We start from the raw sequence: 18,559 nt of genomic DNA, 5'->3' as shown, positions 1-18,559 counted from the left end.
GTTTGGGGTTGACGCTTGGATATGATTGGACGGTGACGGTGGTTGACTTCAAGGTCGCGCATTATCCGAAATCGGTGATCCTGTTTGCGGTGTTTTTCTACCTGCGCTACCCGGTGTCCTATCGTGACCTGGAGGAAATCATGCAGGAGCGTGGCGTCGATGTTGACCATGCAACGTTGAACCGCTGGGTGGTCAAATACTCCCCCGCAATTGCAGCCCAAGCCCAAAGGAAGAAGCGTCCGACAGCGAAATCGTGGCGCATGGACGAGACGTATATCAGGGTTAAGGGCAAGTGGATGTATCACTACCGCGCGGTGGATCGGAACGGCGAAACCCTTGATTTCATGCTCTCCGAGCGCCGCGACAAGCCGGCGGCGCGGCGTTTCTTCCAGCGCGCGATCGGCAATCATGGCGTCCCCGATCGCATCGTGATTGACAAAAGCGGCGCCAACCTGGCGGGGCTGGAGGCCGTGAATGTGATCCTGAAATTCACCGGAACAGGGCAGACCATCAACATCTTGCAGGTCAAATATCTGAACAATATCCTTGAGCAGGATCATCGGTCCATCAAGCGCATCACGGGGCGGATGCTCGGCTTCAAAGCGTTCCATTCCGCGTCCGCAACTCTTGAGGGGATCGAGGCCGCGCACATGATCCGCAAGGGGCAATTCGACAACAATGGACTCAACCCATTCAAGCAGTTTGCCCAGCTCGCAGCATAAGTGTGTCCAGCGCCAGCCTACACTCAACCTTCTCGAAAATTTGCGACAGAACCGTTCTCTGTCACGTGCTTGCAGGTCATGCGACCGCCCCAAGTTGGCGTGGCGTGAAGTACCCACGCAGGCCGAGCACTGCGGAGATGTCCCGCGACTTTACAAAGTTCGCTATCTTTCAATTGCAGTTATTGAGCCGCAGGTAGACGACTGGCCGCTTTAGCCAATTTCTGCAGCTGCAATGCCGCTGGGTCACAGTCGGGAAACTGCCCCTTGCGAAGGCGACGCAGCTTCGACGTGTACGGTCCATTTCGGCCGGTTAACCTGTCACACGGGCTCCTCAGAAGCGGCGGTTCAAGCCCGACGCAGCGTGGACCCGCAACTCGCTTGATACCGGTCGGAGCCTCCACGTTACCAGATATCTACCAGCGGTACCCCATTTTGATCGATCCACCGAAATCGTGAAAGTTTTTTGAGTATTCCGCATTGATCGCCCCGTCGATGTAGAGACCGTTAGATGCGGACCTTCCCACGCGTGCAGCCAGGATCAGGGAGTCTCTGCCCCGCGTCGCCCCGGAGATTGGAAACGAAACGCCAGGAACGCTTACGAACGATCGTATTCCCGGCTCGTTCGATGCAAACTCATGAGCCCATGCTGCACGAAGTCCAAATGTCGTCGCCCCACCTCCAGCGTCTTCCGAGGACCACCCGATGTCCAGCCCCAATTCGGTACGAAGCGAGTTTGTAATCTGTTCATCATATTGCAGCGCGAAGGTAGATGTCCCCGAAGCGGCAAGTTCCGTAAAGGCATCCGTCTTTAAGGATTGCGCCCGCACACCGACAAACGGTGTGAATACTCCCATGTAGTAGCCAGCTTCAACATGCGCCGCGAGATTTCGTACCTTTGTTTCACCAATCAACCTGTCCATTCCGGCAATCGTCACCGTGCGGTCTGTCGTGACATTGCTGCGCCCGTAGGCAAGGGCACCTTCAAGGTAAGCGGTTTCGGTTTCTGTACGCCCACGAAGTGCGACAAACACTGTCTCGGCTGCTCCAGATCCATAATCATTGCTCAGTGCAAAATCCGCCTTGTTCCACGACACCGCGACGCCGACATTCGTGTAGGTACTCAGCATGTAGTTCAGGCCTGCTGCTAGGCCACGGTTTTCTGAGGTGCGCTTCTGCCAACCGCGAGCCGGATCACCATCGGTCACGCTCCGAGAGCCATATCCGGACGCCCAGACATCCCACGGGCGTGGCTGTGCGGCCAATGTTGCTGGATTAATACGTGGTGGCTCAATTATGATCGGCTCTGAAAGCCCATACTTGGGTGTGCCATATTTTCCGACCGTTTGAACCCTGTCTTGGATTATAGCGACTGGAGCCTCTTGGCGTTGTGGTTCCACAAGCCGTGTGCGCGGCTGGTGGCTAGAGCGCACGACAGTATCAAGGAAAGCGTCCATCGACTGCATGACCATGGGGGCGACACCAGTCGACACCTCGCCGGACATCTGCGACAGATTTTCAGAGAATTCTTCGGTGCTCAAGGCTTTTCCCATAAAGTCGAGCCAGAGCGGAAGCCTGCCACCCCCCTCCAGATAATCCGACCAAGCATTGGCAACAGACTTTGCCGCCTCCGTAGTCTCCGAAGCATTGATAACGTTATCAAATATATTTTCCGCGCCGCCTCCATTACCGTTACCACCGCCGTTTCCATTCCCGTTGCCGTCGCCCACAGGGTCGACTGGGTCAACTGGGTCCGCAGGGTCTACTGGATCCACAGGGTCAACGGGGTCCACAGGGGCAACGGGGTCGCCGTTGTCGTCGCCATCGTTCACGAGCGTACAAATATTAATGACGTTTGTATCAAGGGTCACAGATCCGTTGCGCGCGTATGCAGCGCCGCAATCGAGCGTGGCGAAAGTATTCATGGTGATGCTTGTAAGCGCCACAATCTGCCCTTGCATTTCGGCTGAAGTGTTCAATGTTGCGGAACTGCCGACCCGAAAGTATACATTACCAGCTTGTGCCCCATTCAAAAGCACCATGTTGCCAGCACTTTCCACTGTCAGAGTCGACCCAATATTGAAGATGAAGATCGCATTCGGATCGCCTTCAGCATCCAGCGCGAGGGTTTGACCCGCGGCCAGATTGGCGGATGTGTCGAAGTTGTACACACCTGCAACCAGTGTCTTTCCGGCGAGATCCTGACCAGTAAGATCTTGCGTGGTCGGTCGCCCCTGTAGCAAAAGGTAAAGCGTGGTCAGATCGTCCTGGATCCGTTGCGCCACGGCGTCCCCTAGGTAGATTACCCCATTAATTTGCGTCACGCTGGTGGCGCCGGTGTAAGAGGTACCCGGCCAGACGGCGATGTTTCCGTTTATTTCTGTCGGCCCAGTGTTTGTAAGAGACTGGCCAGAGATGATGGCAAAGCTCTCCAGATTCTGCGCGCTGCCCCCGTCGGCATGCACGAAGCTCAGCGGGGCCGCAAAAAGCGCAGCCGTGACGGCAGCACGAATAGATTTGGACATGGGGGACCTGACAGTATGTGGGTGATGAGTTGGATGTCAGAGTGCTTTAGAGCCATGGCTACGAAGCTAACTTGGATCATGTTGCCGACATGATCGTTCGTTTATGGAGCATTTCAGACACACCGCGCGACACCAATGCCCGCGTATGGTCCTCACCAGATCTTCGGGTTCGCTTGCGGACGTGGTTTCTTTCACGACCTTGCCTTGCTTGGACACCCCGCAGATCGCAATGCTTGGCACACCACAGAAACATCCAAGACGATATACAGAGCAACTGCCGCGCGACAATCTTGATGAGAAGATTCACACTTTGATTGTCGCGCGGCAGAGTAACGGCCTCTGTGACCTTCACGGGCATGAATGTCACGGGGGCTGAGGACCCACCCATAAGGACACCGCTACGATACTGGCGGCGCCAGCGAACCAAAAGGGTACGGCCAATATCATAACGTCGGGCTGTTTGGGCCACACTCTCACGCTGGCCAAAACTTTTTTCTACAATCCAAACCTTCTCTGCATCCGTCCAGCGCCGACGGCGACCAGTATCGGTGACAGAGAGGATCTCGACTTGGGGTCTGTATCTATGCTCGGACATAGCGTCGAATTTAAATGCAAGACCTCAGACCTCTGACGGCCCCCGCTGGATGAATACCCCGTCTCGCTATCTCTGCACACCGGTTACGCCAAAGGCGATTTCCTTGCAGAACGAATTGATACTGCCTTTGTGTTTGGGGGCAAGACAGCGGGCGGTTGTTTATCGCCACCCATCACGGGTTGCATGCGCTGGATCTGGACACGGGCCTGACAGTCCAGATATCGGATCACAGCGATGATCTTATGGGGTTTGTCGCCGACCCGGTGGCCCCCGGTGGCTTCCTTGCCAGCGGACACCCCGCACGCGGCGGCAATCTGGGTGTGATCGCCAGCAGCGACGGGGGTGCCAGTTGGGCGAAACTCTCGGACGGGGTGAATGGTCCGGTCGATTTCCACCAGATGGATATCAGCAAGGCCGATCCCTCTGTGGTCTGGGGCAATTATGGCGGTTTGCAGCGCAGCCGCGACGCTGGCCGGACATGGGAACAGGTTGCGGATGCGCCGCTTGGGCTGATCAACATCGCCGCATCGGCGCGTTCTGCCGAACGGCTTTATGCCGCAACGGAAACCGGGCTTTGGGTCAGCGATGCGGATGCACGCGACTGGCAGCCCGCCCATCCCGCAGATGCCCCCGTCACCTTTGTCGAGGTGATGGCGGACGGGATGATCCATGCCTTCATTCTGGGCGAAGGATTGGTCCGCCGCCATGAGGATGGCGGGGGATGGGAACAGCTGCATCCCGATTTTGAACAGCGGTTCCTGCTTTATTATGCCGCCGATCCCGCCAATCCCGACCGCGCCTTCGCGGCAACGCAACTGGGCGAAATCCTGACCTCAGATGATGGCGGGCGCAGTTGGCGCCAGTTCGGCACGGACTGATCCAAAGCCCATTTCACACCCCAACCAAGGAGAAGACCAATGACAACACGCACCCGAACACCACAGATCCTTGCCGCAGCGATGATCCTTACTTTCAGCGCACCCGCATTCGCCCAGACAAGCGACGATGATCATGCCGCCCATCACCCCGAGGCCGAGACCAGCGCACCCGCGCCGGGTGGCGCGCCGATGGAGGGCATGATGGACATGATGACGCCCGAGATGATGCAGATGATGATGCGCATGATGCGCGAGGGCGGCATGCAGGGCCAGGGCACCATGCCCGGACGAATGGGCGGCATGGCCGACGCCCCTATGGGGCATGGCATGATGGGCATGAGGGGCCAAGGGGACATGCCCATGGGCCGGATGATGCGCGGCCAACACGGTGCGATGGGTGGGCACGGCCTTGGCCCGGACGCGCTTTACGGCATGCCGCAAGGGGCAGTTACCGAGATGACACCCGCGCGCGTCGCGGCATTTCTGTCACACCTGCTGGAACGCCACGCCAATCCGCGCCTTGAGTTGGGAGAGGTCGCGGAAGCGGAGGATGGCAGCATCACAGCCGAGATCGTCACAATTGACGGATCGCTGGTGCAGCGGTTGTCGTTCAACCGTTACCCGGGCCTGTTCCGGCAGATCGACTGATCCTGCATTAACTGGCCGCCGACGGTTTGTCATCGGCGGTCTCACGCATCTGATAAGGAGCCAACGATCATGAATTTAGCGGGAATGATGCATCACGGAACAGGAATGATGAATAACTGGGGCTGGGGGCTGCACTGGATCTGGATGGTCCTGATCCTTGCGCTGATCGTCCTCGTGATTGCTGCACTGGTCAAATACCTGATGAAATGAACCCCGAAAGGACTGAACATGAGCTACACTTATGACCGCATTATCGACGCACCTTTTGACGACGTGGATGCCCGCGTGCGCAAGGCCCTGTCAGATCACGGCTTTGGCGTTCTGACAGAAATTGACGTCAAATCCACCCTGAAGACCAAGATCGATGCCGAGATTGACGCCTATCGCATCCTTGGGGCCTGCAACCCCGGTATGGCCTACGAGGCCATTCAGGCTGAGCCGCGCGTGGGGGCTTTGCTGCCCTGCAATGTGATCCTGCGCGCCGTCACAGGCGGGGTGGAGGTCAGCGCCATCGACCCTGTGGCCTCCATGCAGGCGGTCGGGAATGCCGCGCTGGACGCGATTGCAGCCGATGTGCGCGATATGCTGATCAAAGCGGTCAAGGCCGCATGACGCAGCGGAAGACCGTGTCACCACCGACCTAACAAACACTTCAATGGAGAAGACCATGACCAAGACAAAAACACTTATCGCAACAGCCCTTATCGCCAGTGTCGGGGGCTGGGGAGCGATGACCCTTGCCAGCTCGCATGATGGGCATGGCAACCATGGTCAAATCGATCACGGGGCCATGCATGGCGCAGATCATGGCGCGCAAGGGGATATTCCTGCGGATGCATCGCCCTCGACACGCGCCTATATGGAAGCAAACGAAGCCATGCATACGGGCATGGCGATCGAGTTCACAGGCGATGCCGATGTGGATTTCGCCAAAGGCATGATCCCGCATCATGAAGGCGCGATTGCAATGGCGCAAATCGTCCTTCAACATGGCGAAGACCCCGAAACCCGCGCGTTGGCGATGGAAATTATTGCCGCACAGGAAAGCGAAATAGCATTTCTGCGCGACTGGCTTGCTGCACGCGGGCACTGACAAACGTAGCGCCACGCAACAACAAGGTTTCGCCCGAACTTCACCACAGGTTCGGGCGAAATGCTGGTCAATTCCCGGATGCAAACATCATCCCCGCCGGAACAGACTATACTGGAACGACTGCGGGTGCCCCCATGGGGTTGTGTGGCTTTGAAACCGCTGATCGATCAAAGAAAACCCTGCGCCAAGCGTCTCGGCCAGCAATTCGGGGCTGTATCTGGCAACCGGAAGGCCGCTGCATGTTTCAGGTCCATCTGGCGCAAATGTCGCGATAACCGCATGCCCGCCTGTCACAAGGGCACTGGTCAGCGTACCGATATAGGCGGCCTGATCTTTGGGATCAGTCAGGAAGTGGAACACCGCGCGGTCATGCCAGAGGTCATATGTCCGTGCAGGCCACCAAAGGGTGATGTCACCTGCAATCCATGACACCGTGCGCCCGTCTGGCCCAAGGCGCGCCCGCGTGGCATCAAGAGCGGCTTGTGACACATCCAGAACTGTCAGATCGGACAAGCCACGGGAAACCAGTGCGTCGACAATACGGGATGTGCCGCCGCCCACATCAATGACTGAAGTGTCAGCAGCAAGTCCGGCCTTTTCCATCAGGTCCAGAGAAACCGAAGGGTCACTCTGATGCCAGCTGAGTTCTGCATCCAGCTTGCGACTGTAGACCGCGTTCCAATGTGTTTTATCGCTCATTTTGACCACCTGACTGTCATTTCCGCAATCCTAAGGCCGCTCGCAGCCCTTCAGCAACTCGTCCAGTAGTTCCTTGGAAATTGTCATCGTCCTTGCTCCTCTCAGGAAACATGGACCAAATCCCAGTTACACAGAAGATCGGACACTCTCCATGAAAGGCGACCGCTCACTTTTCGGTTGAGGCCATCTCAAACGAACCGCGCAGGCGCGGCAGAGATTCTGGATAGGTCTCTTGCAGATATCTGGCCAGATGTTCGCGGATTTCGCAGCGCAGGTCGAACACCCGAGGCGCGCTGCTTGCTGTGGCCAGAATTCTGATCTCCATAACAAATTCGCGAAAATCTGTCACCTGAACAGCGAAGACATCGCGATCCCATAACGGGTTTTGGTTCAGAAATGCGGCCACGGTTTCTCGTATGTCTTCCACCCGCACAGAATAGTCGAGATAGATCATCACAGTGCCGATCAGTGTTGCATCTTCGCGCGTCCAGTTCTCGAAGGGTTGCTCAATGAAGTAGGTGAGTGGGACGACCAGCCTGCGCTTATCCCAGATCCGGATCACGACATATGAGGAAGAGATTTCTTCGATATTACCCCATTCGCCCTGCACGATGACTGCATCATCCATCCGTATCGGCTGTGTTATTGCAAGTTGGATACCCGCGAAGAGATTGCGCATGATCGGTTGAAGCGCGAACCCGAGCACGATCCCGGCAGCCCCTGCCGAGGCGAGGATGCTGATGCCGATCTGGCGCGCGCCCTCAAAGGTCATGGTGACTGCGCCAGCGCCAAGGACCAGCAGCAATGTATCTGCCACGCGCTGCAGAATTCGGGATTGGGTGACGTGTTTGCGCGCAGCCAGATTGTCCGCAACGTCAGTTCGATAACGGCGCAGATGCATGGACAGCCAGATATCCATCGCGGTGCGCACGACCCAGACCAGACACAGGATTATACCGATCAGCAGGAGATGCCCTGCCACCGCTTCGTGCCTTGGGTCCAACGGAGCCGATACGACAGCGCCTGTCAGCGCGAGAATTGTCAATGTCAGGCGCGCTGGCCCCTTCGTCTGGCGCAGCAGCGCACGCCAGTATTCTTCGCGCCGCGACAGCAGGTGCATCGACAGTCGGTATATTGCTGCATGGACCACCCAAGACGCCAGAAACGCACTGATGACCAGGGCGAGGGAAATTGTCCAGGGTGACATTGGCGGGTCTCCCCTGACAGGCTCAGATCAGCCACACGACCATCGCAAGCGTGATGACCACCAGCACGCCTGACCAGAGATGGTGGGATTGCCACTTTGGCTTCTCGCTCAGCGCCTTGCGATCCTCGCGCCATGTCTCCCGGCTCCATGTCAGGTCTGCAGAGTCCATGTCCGGCGGATCGGACCGCAAGGTGATCGTCACATATATCCCGAGGTTCAGCAGCAGCATCAACCCGACCCCATATAGGAACTGCAGATCGACAACGTTAAAAACTTCGATGGCTGTGAAACAGGCGAGCCCGATAGGGATGCCGATGGAGAGCGTCCAGAAAGCCACATGTCGTGGTGGCCGGGTCCAGAACAACCCGCCCAGAAAGACCACCACCACCGGCATCGTGACATAGCCCAAGAAGGACTGGAAATATACCACGATCCCTCCGAATGTGCCGATCAGCGGGGCCCAGACGGCTGCGAGAACCATGAATACGCCGACAAGCACGCGGCTTATCATCAGCATTCGCGCATCACTCAGCTTTTTTTTGCGCGGTTTGATGAAATCGTTGACGACCAGATGCGCGCTGGCATTCAGAACAGAATCTACCGTCGACATCAACGCGGCCACGAGTGCCGCCAGCGCCAGCCCCCGCAGACCTTGTGGCAGCAGTTCGAACACAAGAGCGGGCCAGATCTGGTCGGACTCCTGAATGTCGGGGAAAATGTCGCGGCCCATCACACCCGGAAGGACCAGGATGAACAGGAAGGGAAGCTGCATCGCCGCTGCCAACAACAGCCCCCACCGCCCGTGGTCGATGTTCTTGGCCGAGAGGACTTTTTGCACCACAGCCTGATTGGTCGTCCAGTAATAGAAGCTCAGCCAGATCGCTCCGGTGAAAATGCCGGGCCAGGGAAAGAATTCATCGTCGACCGGCGGTGCGATGGTGAAGCCACCTTCCGGCGCGGCCGCGCGCACACCTTCCCACGACCCGATCTGCGCGTAGGTCATGAAGAAGATGATTGTGCCGATCACAATCAACAACACACCCTGGATCGTGTCGGTGACCATGACCGCTTTCAGGCCCCCGAAAATGACATATGATCCCCCAAGAAAGGCAATCACTGCGATCAGCGTCCACATCGGGACATCGGGAAACAACAGCTTCAGCGTCAGTGACCCAGCAAATAAGGCGCCCGCACTGTCGATCACGATTGCTGTAAAGACCGAGAACGCCGCAAAGACCTTGCGCGCCCGCCAGTCATACCGCTTCTCCAGAAACTCGGGCATCGTGTTGACCTTGGAACGCAGATAGAAAGGCAACACGAACAGCGAGAAGAAGATCAGAACAAGCGTCGCGGTCCATTCGTAGTTCCAGACGGAAATGCCATGATCATAGCCCGCCCCGGCAAGCCCCACAAAAGATGTCCCTGAAAGATTGGCCGACATCATGGAGATGCCGATGACCGGCCAGATCGCCCCGCTACCGCCTAGAAAGCTGCTGCTATCTTTTTGCGAGCGGCTCACCCAAAGCCCGATCGCGACGACGATAACGATGTAGATTGCAGCAATCGAAAAATCGAGACCGGAAACATCAAAGTCAGGCATGGTTTTAGACTCCCCCTGAAAACACTTTTGGGAACAGTTCAGGCTTTGTTTCGTTCCAAGCTGTGTAAGTAGGCTGGTGTTGGGACTTCATGCTGTTGAAACGTGAACAAGCGTGCTCGCCAGCGTTCTGGATCAACCTCCGATCAGATCACCACCATTGGAATGCAATATCTGGCCAGTCATATGCGAGGCATCCTCGCACGCCAGAAACAGCATGCTGGGCGCGACTTCGTTCGGTTGACCGGGTATTCCAAGGGGGACGGAATTTCCGAAACTCGTAACCTCGTCAGGGGGAAGGAGGCAGGGATCAAAGGCGTTCATATGGGGCCGGGAGCCACACCCTTCACCCGGATACCCTCTGCGGCAAGCGCGCTGTACGGGGCGCGCACGAAAGACACGATAGCGCCCTTGGTCGAAGCGTAATCGATCAGAAGGTCCGGCCTGCGATAGGCCGTCACCGATGTGGTGCAGATGATGGACGCACCCCGCGACAGATGCGGTCGCCCCGCTTGCACCATGAAGAAATAGCCATTGAAGTTGCTGCGGAAGGTACGAAAAAGCTGTTCCTCGGCGATGTCCGTGACGCTGTCCTGTGCATGCTGCTCGGCTGCATTGTTCACCATAATTTGAAGTTGGCCAAATCCTTCGACAGTGGCCGAAACGGCATCGCCACAGAATGACTTGTCCTCCACATCACCGCGCAGCAATAGGGCTTCGCCAATGAAGAAAACGACGACTGATGAGTTCGTCATCACTGCAAGGGGCGGGACAGATATCCCGCCCCTTTTCTTATCATTCGCTTTCGACCAGTGGGCTGGCTGGTTATTGCGCCGGCAGGGGAGATCCACTCATACCCAGCGCCAAGAGGGTTTGACATTGCGGACGTATGAACAATCGATCCGCGGGGGCAGGACCACTCGGTTACATCACTTTAGGTCATTACTTTTCGAAGAGATGCGGAACGCATTTTCTTTGCAGCGATTGTCCCAGTTAATTTTGGCAACAGCACTGGCCCGATAAGCATGACCAATTTTGGCAGGTCCCAAAAAGCGGAAGCAAAAAAATCGCAGCTCCTCCTTCAGATAGTTGATGCGCGCCGACGGTTCACGCCGTCCTCGGGACTGGCTGCTGCACAAGATAGCAGCAAGTCAAACGTAGATGAGGGAATACCAGTCGCGCCCGACGTCGTTCACCTCGTCGACGACGATCCCGTTTCTATAGCGCAAGAACGACTCGTGCAGCGCGGCAATACATTAGCTACGGAGAAGCGAATGGACCGAACGAACACGCACAAACTCATCGTCGTTGGGGCATCCGCCGGGGGCATGCAGGCGCTCAAGAGACTGGTGGCGCAGTTCCCAGCCGACCTGCCTGCGCCTGTGTTTATTGTCACGCATTTGGGCCCAGACGCCACGGGCGATGCACTGGTCCATGTGCTTGACGAGGCAGGGCCGTTGCAATGTCACCACCCGACAGATGGGGAGCACTTCACGAAAGGAAATATCTATGTAGCCCCGTCAGACCGGCACATGCTGATTGAGCAAAGTGCCATCCTGCTCACAAGTGGCGCGCGAGAAAACCGGTATCGACCGGCTATCGACCCACTGTTTCGGTCTGCCGCGGTCGCCCACGGCAATCGCGTGATCGGCGTGATCCTGACTGGGTATCTTGACGATGGCACAAGCGGGATGATGGCCATCAGGCGATGTGGTGGGATCTGCATCGCTCAGCACCCCGAGGACGCCGACTATGCGGACATGCCGCGATCCGTGGTTGTCAATGTTGGCGTCGATCACTGTGTGCCGATCTCAAGCATGGGTGCGCTGCTGTCTGAGCTTTCGCGCCAGGAAGCTGCGGAGGATGTGCCCCCTCCGGAGGATGTGGTGATAGAGGCGCGGATTGCGCAACGTGTCTTGAGCGATCTGCCCTCGGTCGAGGCGCTTGGCGATCAGGTCCCGTTCAACTGCCCTGAATGCGGGGGAGTGCTGTGGCAGATCAAAGAGGGTGATCTGTTGCGTTATCGCTGCCACACTGGCCATGCGTTCACCTCGGGCGTGCTTCTGGCTGTGCAGTCGGCGAAGATAGAGGAGACGCTCTGGACCGCGCTGCGCATGTTCGAGGAGCGACAGAACCTTATGGCGACAATGAGCACCCGACCTGATGGTAAATCGTCAAAGGTGTTGGCAGAACGCACGAAAGATGCCCAAGTGCATATTGAGCGGATTCGTGCCATTTTGCTAGCGAATGAGATACCGTATTGGGGCTCGGCGCGAATCACGACGGTTGTGAATTGAAATCCGAGGTTTGTTGAGGTGTCGTTGCCCTTGGCACGCTGTGCGGCGTGTCAACGGGGTCGTGCTGTGAAGCGCGCCCGAAGATCGTTCCTAAGAAAGGGCAAGAAAGGACAACGACATGGATCTGTATATCGGTTTTGACGTCTCTCTGGCAAGCACCGCGATGTGCGGGCTTTCCGAAAAGGGCAAGTTGGTGAAGGAAACGTCGGCCCCAAGCAAACCCGAAGATTTGGTGAAGATGTTGAACGCACTGCCGGGGCGCGTTGTTGCGGTGGGCCTTGAGGCTGGGCCCCTATCGCAATGGCTGTATCAGCATTTGACCGAGGCCGGCTTCCCGACTGTTCTGATGGAAACCCGGCAGGTGAAGGGTGCGCTGAAGGCGATGCCAATCAAAACAGACCGGCGCGACGCGGAAGGGATCGCCCGGCTCTTGCAGATGGGCTGGTTCCGGCCCGTGCATTGTAAATCCCTGTCGGCGCAGGAAATGCGTGCGCTGTTGTCCTCGCGCAAGGCGATCCAGCAAGCGGCTTCATCGCTGGAGTTGTCAATCCGTGGGGTGCTGCGCAACTTCGGGCTGAAGATGGGACAGGTGGCCAAGGGACGCTTTGAACAACGGGTGCTGGAGCTGACCGGGGGCAATCCTATGCTAGAGGCCGCAGCAAACCCGATCCTGAGCGCCCGGCGCGCGCTGCGTCAGGAGCTGGCAGGGATGGAGAAGTTGCTGCGTGATCATGCCAAATCTGATCCCGTCTGCCGTCACCTGATGACCATGCCAGGGGTCGGCGCCCTTGTCGCTTTGACCTACAAGGCTGCGATCGATGATCCTGATCGCTTCTTATCCTCTAGGGACGTTGGTCCTTGGGTTGGTCTGACCCCGCGGCGCGAGCAATCCGGGGAGCGCGACATCATTGGCGAAATCTCCCGGGCCGGCGATGCGGGGTTGCGCACGGCGCTTTATCAAGCCGCGACGGTGATGTTGAATACTGCGCGCCCGAATTGGCTGAGTGCCTGGGCATGGAATGTCGCCAAGCGGCGCGGCAAAAAGCGCGCCACGGTTGCGCTGGCACGTCGGATCGGGGTGGTTCTGCACCGCATGTGGCAAGACGGCACGGAATTTCGCTTTACCCGTGCTGATGCCGCAACGGCAGCCGCAGCATAAGGCACAACCAACCTCACAATCCATGCAGATCAGATTTGAAGCAAAAGGAGAGATAGGCCGCGCCTGACGGCGCTGGCTCACCGAAGTCCCAAACCGGGACGCGGTCCCCGATGATGCCGGGTGGGACCTGGTCACCAGATAATAATCTGAGTGCGCCACTGAGATAGGCACGCGGGAACCGTTCTTGGACTTGGTATAGTGTGGCAGCCACGGTGCTGACTACGGATGGAAGCATATTCCGGTGCGGGAGATTTCGGTGACGCTGATGCGCGGAAGACACGGCCAAACAATAAAGTTCTGCAGCATACAGGGGAGTCACGGCTACTTTTCCCGGGGCGTTCATCGCTACGATAGCTGGATGTCTTCGCGCTGAACGTCCCTTGCCGTGGTTCTCCTGAAATGATCCCGCTCTGCCGGATCCGCTAATCGATGACACCCTCGCAGCCAACAGCTCAGCCGGGGGCGAGGCTTTTGTGAAATTATCTCTTGATACCACCCGCCCCAATATGGAAGCCCATAGCGCTGCGCGTAATTCACACGGCCAATGACCGAGGTATAGGCCGGGTTGACCTCGACCAGCTCGACACCTGCGCGCGCGGCGCGCCGGCGGAGCATCGTCTGGATCGCGGCATAGGCCAGGGAGGAGAGCATCCGGGCATAGCCCGCGCCGCTGCCCTCCAGCTCCCGCTTCCTGGCTGCGAAGTCGAGCCTCTCGATGACGATCGGCAGATCGAGATCGGCCGCCATGAAGACGATCGCCGCTGAAGCGTCACCGATCAGCGCCGCGCGCTGAGGAGGTCTTGCCACGCAGGGGCAGGTCGATCCGCCCAGTCTTCGCCTTGACCGGATTGCCATGCCGGTCGATTACCGCCCAGGCCAGATGGTCGGCGTTGAGATCGACACCGAGGGCGCCGCAGAAGTTGCCCGCAACGCCCTGGGCCATCAGGCCGTTGCGGCCCTTCCCCCAGGTCGCGAAGACCGGCTGCTGGATCGCAGGCGCGGGGCTTTCCAAGGTCACCAATACGCGCCAGGCCGACAGCGGGTTGCCCCGCGGCCAGCCTTCGTCGCGGACGAAGCGGTAGGCGATGGCGACGCGGCCCTTGCGGGCCTCTGGACCCTTACCCTTTGCCGCATGGACCTGCAGCGCCTTGTGGATCGCGTCGCGGCCGAATTCCGGAAATTCCAGGCCAGTGATGTCGAGGTGGCGGCCAGCGCCCTCGTCGCGCAGCGCGTCGGGCAGGCGCAGCGCCAGGCTGAGGCGACCATCGGCCCCAGAGGTCGCCACGCAGCTGTGGCAGCCTGCGGTCTCATCGCTGGATCCGATGACGAGGAACTGCGCGCTGCGGGCGCGCGCCCATTTCCGGCGCCAGGCCGTGAGCCCCTCCAGATCGTTGGGATGGATCGCGGCGCGCTGCTGCAGAAGCGCCTTCGAGCCGAAGACCACCGGCGGCACCGCCGAAGCGGCAATCTCCCGGTCGCGTTCGATCTTTGTGCGCAGGATCTCCGCGCGGCGCTTTTGCTGATGCTGGATGAAGCGGTTCTTGTCATACGCATCCCGTGACAGCAGGCGCTTCGCCTGGGCTTTGGTCGGGCCCTTGCCGAGCTGTGCCCGCGCTTCGACTGCGGCCGAGACCTTGGCGAAGGACTCCAGCTTGCGGCCTCGCGTAGTGATCTTTTTCACAAGGCTCCGGCGCTTGCGCTCGGTGGTCTCGATGCGGGCCTTGGCCAGTTCCTGCAATGAGGCATAGCGGCCCTCGAGGCCGCGCAGCAGGCTGTTGTACTGCCGCCCGGTGATCCCGTGCTCGGTCAGGAACCGGCGCTTGAGGTCGTTCTTGCCCACCCGGAGCGCCTCGGCATCGCCCCCGGCCGCCCGATGCAGCCGCGCTAGGGCGCTGTGAAGATGCCGCTCTACCCCACAGAGATGGGCGGCGACCGCGGCCAGCCCGTCCTCGTGCGGGCCGCGCGGCAGTCGCATCTGGTAGGTGGTCATCAGCCCGCTCATGCGCCATCAGCCTCGGCTGCTTTTCGCATGCCGTCGAGCAGCTTTGCGTTCTTGCGCGAACGCGCTCCGTAGAGCCGCGCACTGAAGACGGTGATGATTTCGAGCACGTCCCGGGCCAAGTCTTCCTCGAAGCTTGTATCCTCACCCTGGTTCAGGATCACGATCTCGACGCCTTTGGTCTGGCAGATCGCGAAGACCAACTCGGCGCCGAAACGCAGGAGCCGGTCCTGGTGCGTGATCACCAGCCGCCCGACCCTGTCCTCGATGATGTCATCGAGAAGCCGCTTCAGGCCCTTCTTGCGATAATTCATCCCGGACCCGAGATCGGTCACGATCTCAAAGGTCCAGCCCTGCGCGGCGCAATAGGACTCAAGGACCTGGGACTGGCGTTCCAGATCCGGCTTCTGGTCATGGGAGGATACGCGCGCATACGCGATCGTCCGGCGCGGGTCGCTCTGAGCGGGGCGGCCCTCGGCCGCTGGCTGGAGCTTGGAGAGGTCATAGCGCCGCCGCCCGCCCTCGGTGACGAGGTCAGGGAGGAGCTTTCCGCTCTCGTGCCAGCGCCGGAGGGTGAGCGGCGTGACGCCGTATGCCTTCGCGGCCTCGCCGATGGAGACAAGCCTTTTCATCATTATGACTACATACGATATGAAAAGCACAAATCAATATCTAAATGTTGAAACCCTCCAAACAGTGCCGCGATGAACATCAATACTGTGGGTTGCAGCCAATTCGGGCACCAATTCATCCAGTGTGATTTCTCTCTTGGAAGTGGCCCGTGCTTCAACACAGTCTCCCAATCCAGCCAGCTTTCCATGACCGCAGGTATCACATTACGTGCGCGGCAAAAAGTGATCCCCTTTCGCGCCGCAGTTTGATCAGGTCGTTCACGAACTTCGGTGCCACCCGAAATGCCGCGCCGCCTCCGCGGTGCCAACGGGGTTGATCGACAAATGCGACAGCACGCGTTCGCAGCTCCACTGGATGTGGCTTGCACATCTGTGACCCCCATATCTGCCTCAAATGCAGCGAATCACACCACAACTAAACTGGGAACCCTGAAACTTAACGGCAGAGGCGCGCTCTACAGGATAAAAATCGAAAACTATTCAGAGTTCTGTTTCCCATATGGGGGAAGCTGCGCACAAATCCGGATATATGAAACAAATCCGCCGCGCGGCGCCAGAGCTTGCTGCAAGCACGGTGCTCCGAGATCGAGAGGTAATGCATAGTCTTTACATCTTTAGTTGGTTATTGTGAAATTTCGCAGCAAACAGGCCGAAAGATGTTAACAATCTGTTCAAGTGAGGCTAGTAGATATCCTCAGGGCTTAATGGTGGGAAAAAATGACAACCTCGGCGCGAAATATAACGGAACCATCGGGGGCTTTGCAGCTCCTGGTTGTGGATGATCATTCGCTGATCTGTGAGACGTTATCGGCAGCATTGGATAGCGAAGACGGGCTACATGCTGAATCTGTCAGCTCGGTCGATGCGGCATTTGACAGGATCAGCGAAAATGGGCGTTTTGACATTATCTTGCTGGATTATGACGTGCCGGGCATGGATGGGCTTAACGGATTGCGCCGCTTGATCGACGCGAACAAGGGCGCGGTGGCCTTGTTTTCCGGGGTGGCCAACCGGATGGTCGTCGAGCGTGCGATCGATGCAGGCGCGAGCGGGTTTATTCCGAAAACTTTGCCGTTTCGCACGCTGAAACATGCGGTGCGGCTGATTGCAGAGGGAGAGTTGTATCTTCCCGGTGAATTCATGCGCCGCGTGCCGGACGAACAAAGCACCGATCTGGGCCTGAAGCCGCGCGAATTGCGGGTTCTGGGTTTTCTGTGCGAAGGGATGCAGAACAAGGAAATAGGCCGCGAGATCGGGGTTGAAGAGACGATCATTAAAATGGATGTGAAATCCATCTGCCGCAAGATGGGCGCACGCAACCGCACTCAGGTTGTGATAGAGGCGATGAAGCGCGGCGTATTCTGACGGATGATGTAAGGTGGCGTCACAGGTGGGGGCATCGGTGACAGTTCTGCTGCCACATATATCAGTACCAGCCGGTCACCGGGACCAGCATAGAGGGCGCGCAGGCGACTTTTGCCTTGGTTTCTGACCTGTTTCGCTCGGGTGAGCGACTGAAGCCCGCTATGGTGCGACAAGTCAGTGCGGCGTGAACTCGCGTTCCGTCGGGCGAAGTGCGGCAAACTGTCAGAAACAGGACCGTATTTCGGACGCATTGATGATCTATTGGATAGGGTGTATGCTCAATCCTGCAGCGTATGTATCAGGTGGCCCGCAATGTGAACCAAGCGCTGGACGGGCCTGTGTTTATTGGGGTATTCAGTTTTGGTGAGCCGGGCAAAACGCTGAGTGGGAATTCCGAGCATGGCAACCTGATGATATCTTGTATTACCTTTGGCGCAGTTTCGTCGGGTAAGCCAAAACCTGACGCGTGGCAGGTGCCATGACCGCGCCTGAGCATCTTTTATCTGCACTGGCAGAGCGCGAGCGGCAGCTGCGCCAAGAGCGTATTTCTGCAAGCCATGGCCGCACGCTGATGATGGCGATGGATGTTTTGCATGCCAGCGAAGTGCCAGAGCAAGGGATTGCACAGGTGCTTGAGATTGTTCGCAGTGCAACTGGCGCAGATCTGGCGGTTCTGTTGTGTCATGAAGATCGCGGCGAGGTCGCAACCCGGCTGGCAACTGACCCCGCTTTCGGGCAGCCGCACTGGTGCATTGATGCGGGCTTTCTGGCGCGAAAGCGGCGCATAACCGACATTTCCGAAGCAGGGCTGGCATCAGGCTTGCCGCCACAGGCAGGTGGCTTCCAGTCTCTTCTGTCTGTTCCGCTTGCGGTTACGGATGAAGCGCCGATGGTGATCGTGCTCTTGTCCAGCGCTGCTGCGAAATTCTCGCGCTTTGATGAGGATTTGTTGCAGCGTATCGTGACTCTGTTGGAGCAGGCAATTGACCGGCTTCGCCTGATCCATCGTAACGCGGTACTTGCGCAGATTGTGGATACTGAAGTCAGCGCGCCTGCTGCAAGTTATTTCGCAGAATCCTCGTTCGATGTGCTGAGCCGCGCTTTTGCGCATGTTGTCGATTGGCAGCGCAACATTGTGGATATTAC

At 58.2% G+C, this 18,559-nt stretch carries 19 protein-coding genes; 10 read left to right on the top strand and 9 right to left on the bottom strand.

Going from position 1 to position 18,559, the window contains the following annotated elements; translation table 11 throughout:
- Positions 1-38 precede the first annotated feature (38 nt).
- Positions 39-722 carry an IS6 family transposase gene (locus BG455_RS15770; protein WP_071471096.1) on the top strand — a complete coding sequence of 228 codons (684 nt, stop codon included), beginning with the start codon at positions 39-41 and terminating at the stop codon, positions 720-722.
- 413 nt (positions 723-1,135) lie between these two features.
- Here the strand turns inward: BG455_RS15770 and BG455_RS15765 are convergent, their stop codons facing one another.
- Together BG455_RS15765 and BG455_RS17000 are read right to left on the bottom strand one after the other, a co-directional pair.
- Complete coding sequence (locus BG455_RS15765) at positions 1,136-3,244, bottom strand: ice-binding family protein (RefSeq protein WP_071470978.1); 2,109 nt, start codon at positions 3,242-3,244, stop codon at positions 1,136-1,138.
- 76 nt (positions 3,245-3,320) lie between these two features.
- Complete coding sequence (locus BG455_RS17000; protein ID WP_084386521.1) at positions 3,321-3,839, bottom strand: transposase; 519 nt, start codon at positions 3,837-3,839, stop codon at positions 3,321-3,323.
- A gap of 155 nt (positions 3,840-3,994) precedes the next feature.
- Here BG455_RS17000 and BG455_RS15760 point away from each other — a divergent pair, with 155 nt between their 5' ends.
- From BG455_RS15760 to copM, 5 genes are all read left to right on the top strand, one after another.
- Positions 3,995-4,717: a WD40/YVTN/BNR-like repeat-containing protein gene (locus tag BG455_RS15760; RefSeq protein ID WP_071470977.1), complete on the top strand. Its 723-nt coding sequence runs from the start codon at positions 3,995-3,997 to the stop codon at positions 4,715-4,717.
- A 39-nt stretch (positions 4,718-4,756) separates the two neighbouring features.
- Positions 4,757-5,365, top strand: a complete 609-nt coding sequence (locus tag BG455_RS15755; protein ID WP_071470976.1) for a hypothetical protein — start codon at positions 4,757-4,759, stop codon at positions 5,363-5,365.
- A 69-nt stretch (positions 5,366-5,434) separates the two neighbouring features.
- Positions 5,435-5,575 carry a hypothetical protein gene (locus tag BG455_RS17395; protein ID WP_170124755.1) on the top strand — a complete coding sequence of 47 codons (141 nt, stop codon included), beginning with the start codon at positions 5,435-5,437 and terminating at the stop codon, positions 5,573-5,575.
- 18 nt (positions 5,576-5,593) lie between these two features.
- Complete coding sequence (locus tag BG455_RS15750) at positions 5,594-5,977, top strand: DUF302 domain-containing protein (RefSeq protein WP_071470975.1); 384 nt, start codon at positions 5,594-5,596, stop codon at positions 5,975-5,977.
- A 55-nt stretch (positions 5,978-6,032) separates the two neighbouring features.
- Positions 6,033-6,458, top strand: a complete 426-nt coding sequence (copM, locus tag BG455_RS15745) for a CopM family metallochaperone (protein ID WP_071471095.1) — start codon at positions 6,033-6,035, stop codon at positions 6,456-6,458.
- Between the two features lie 87 nt (positions 6,459-6,545).
- Here the strand turns inward: copM and BG455_RS15740 are convergent, their stop codons facing one another.
- The 4 genes from BG455_RS15740 to BG455_RS17480 form a co-directional block, all read right to left on the bottom strand.
- Complete coding sequence (locus BG455_RS15740; RefSeq protein ID WP_071470974.1) at positions 6,546-7,157, bottom strand: class I SAM-dependent methyltransferase; 612 nt, start codon at positions 7,155-7,157, stop codon at positions 6,546-6,548.
- Between the two features lie 166 nt (positions 7,158-7,323).
- Positions 7,324-8,364 (bottom strand): mechanosensitive ion channel family protein, encoded by a 1,041-nt coding sequence (locus tag BG455_RS15735; protein WP_071470973.1) that lies wholly within the window; start codon positions 8,362-8,364, stop codon positions 7,324-7,326.
- 22 nt (positions 8,365-8,386) lie between these two features.
- A complete protein-coding gene (locus tag BG455_RS15730) occupies positions 8,387-9,964 on the bottom strand; it encodes a sodium:solute symporter family transporter (RefSeq protein WP_071470972.1) in 1,578 nt (525 codons plus the stop codon).
- Between the two features lie 317 nt (positions 9,965-10,281).
- Positions 10,282-10,716: an SDR family NAD(P)-dependent oxidoreductase gene (locus BG455_RS17480; protein ID WP_071470971.1), complete on the bottom strand. Its 435-nt coding sequence runs from the start codon at positions 10,714-10,716 to the stop codon at positions 10,282-10,284.
- Between the two features lie 270 nt (positions 10,717-10,986).
- Here BG455_RS17480 and BG455_RS15720 point away from each other — a divergent pair, with 270 nt between their 5' ends.
- Together BG455_RS15720 and BG455_RS15715 are read left to right on the top strand one after the other, a co-directional pair.
- Complete coding sequence (locus tag BG455_RS15720) at positions 10,987-12,258, top strand: chemotaxis protein CheB (RefSeq protein WP_211307062.1); 1,272 nt, start codon at positions 10,987-10,989, stop codon at positions 12,256-12,258.
- Between the two features lie 118 nt (positions 12,259-12,376).
- Positions 12,377-13,417, top strand: coding sequence for an IS110 family RNA-guided transposase (locus BG455_RS15715; RefSeq protein ID WP_071470970.1), 1,041 nt, complete (start codon positions 12,377-12,379; stop codon positions 13,415-13,417).
- 345 nt (positions 13,418-13,762) lie between these two features.
- Here BG455_RS15715 and BG455_RS15710 read toward each other — a convergent pair whose 3' ends face one another.
- Genes BG455_RS15710 through BG455_RS15700 form a run of 3 tightly spaced genes read right to left on the bottom strand, consistent with a single transcriptional unit; the run spans position 13,763 to position 16,048 of the window.
- On the bottom strand, positions 13,763-14,272 hold the full coding sequence (locus BG455_RS15710) for an IS200/IS605 family accessory protein TnpB-related protein (RefSeq protein ID WP_084386519.1): 510 nt from the start codon (positions 14,270-14,272) through the stop codon (positions 13,763-13,765).
- Positions 14,187-15,419 (bottom strand): hypothetical protein, encoded by a 1,233-nt coding sequence (locus tag BG455_RS15705; protein ID WP_071470968.1) that lies wholly within the window; start codon positions 15,417-15,419, stop codon positions 14,187-14,189. Before BG455_RS15705 ends, BG455_RS15710 begins: the two co-directional genes overlap by 86 nt.
- Entirely contained in the window at positions 15,416-16,048 is a 633-nt protein-coding gene (locus BG455_RS15700; RefSeq protein WP_071470967.1) for an IS607 family transposase, read from the bottom strand. The genes BG455_RS15705 and BG455_RS15700 overlap by 4 nt, the downstream gene beginning before the upstream one ends.
- A gap of 774 nt (positions 16,049-16,822) precedes the next feature.
- On the opposite strand from BG455_RS15700, the gene BG455_RS15695 reads away from it, so the two are divergent.
- Positions 16,823-17,413 (top strand): response regulator transcription factor, encoded by a 591-nt coding sequence (locus BG455_RS15695; RefSeq protein WP_170124740.1) that lies wholly within the window; start codon positions 16,823-16,825, stop codon positions 17,411-17,413.
- A 478-nt stretch (positions 17,414-17,891) separates the two neighbouring features.
- Positions 17,892-18,559, top strand: a 668-nt coding sequence (locus tag BG455_RS15685; protein WP_143079945.1) for a GAF domain-containing protein, incomplete at its 3' end; no start/stop codon positions are given.

The organism is Roseinatronobacter thiooxidans (genome assembly GCF_001870675.1).
GTDB lineage: Bacteria > Pseudomonadota > Alphaproteobacteria > Rhodobacterales > Rhodobacteraceae > Roseinatronobacter > Roseinatronobacter thiooxidans.
The sequence above is the reverse complement of the archived record's forward strand: the minus strand, read 5'-3'. Positions and strand labels throughout refer to the sequence as shown.

What these genes read in the sequence shown, in the direction of transcription:
- BG455_RS15765 (WP_071470978.1), bottom strand. Translation starts at nt 3,244, where the DNA reads ATGTCCAAATCTATTCGTGCTGCCGTCACGGCTGCGCTTTTTGCGGCC.
- BG455_RS17000 (WP_084386521.1), bottom strand. Translation starts at nt 3,839, where the DNA reads ATGTCCGAGCATAGATACAGACCCCAAGTCGAGATCCTCTCTGTCACC.
- BG455_RS15755 (WP_071470976.1), top strand. Translation starts at nt 4,757, where the DNA reads ATGACAACACGCACCCGAACACCACAGATCCTTGCCGCAGCGATGATC.
- BG455_RS17395 (WP_170124755.1), top strand. Translation starts at nt 5,435, where the DNA reads ATGAATTTAGCGGGAATGATGCATCACGGAACAGGAATGATGAATAAC.
- BG455_RS15750 (WP_071470975.1), top strand. Translation starts at nt 5,594, where the DNA reads ATGAGCTACACTTATGACCGCATTATCGACGCACCTTTTGACGACGTG.
- copM (WP_071471095.1), top strand. Translation starts at nt 6,033, where the DNA reads ATGACCAAGACAAAAACACTTATCGCAACAGCCCTTATCGCCAGTGTC.
- BG455_RS15740 (WP_071470974.1), bottom strand. Translation starts at nt 7,157, where the DNA reads ATGAGCGATAAAACACATTGGAACGCGGTCTACAGTCGCAAGCTGGAT.
- BG455_RS15735 (WP_071470973.1), bottom strand. Translation starts at nt 8,364, where the DNA reads ATGTCACCCTGGACAATTTCCCTCGCCCTGGTCATCAGTGCGTTTCTG.
- BG455_RS15730 (WP_071470972.1), bottom strand. Translation starts at nt 9,964, where the DNA reads ATGCCTGACTTTGATGTTTCCGGTCTCGATTTTTCGATTGCTGCAATC.
- BG455_RS17480 (WP_071470971.1), bottom strand. Translation starts at nt 10,716, where the DNA reads ATGACGAACTCATCAGTCGTCGTTTTCTTCATTGGCGAAGCCCTATTG.
- BG455_RS15720 (WP_211307062.1), top strand. Translation starts at nt 10,987, where the DNA reads ATGACCAATTTTGGCAGGTCCCAAAAAGCGGAAGCAAAAAAATCGCAG.
- BG455_RS15715 (WP_071470970.1), top strand. Translation starts at nt 12,377, where the DNA reads ATGGATCTGTATATCGGTTTTGACGTCTCTCTGGCAAGCACCGCGATG.
- BG455_RS15710 (WP_084386519.1), bottom strand. Translation starts at nt 14,272, where the DNA reads ATGGCAATCCGGTCAAGGCGAAGACTGGGCGGATCGACCTGCCCCTGC.
- BG455_RS15705 (WP_071470968.1), bottom strand. Translation starts at nt 15,419, where the DNA reads ATGAGCGGGCTGATGACCACCTACCAGATGCGACTGCCGCGCGGCCCG.
- BG455_RS15700 (WP_071470967.1), bottom strand. Translation starts at nt 16,048, where the DNA reads ATGAAAAGGCTTGTCTCCATCGGCGAGGCCGCGAAGGCATACGGCGTC.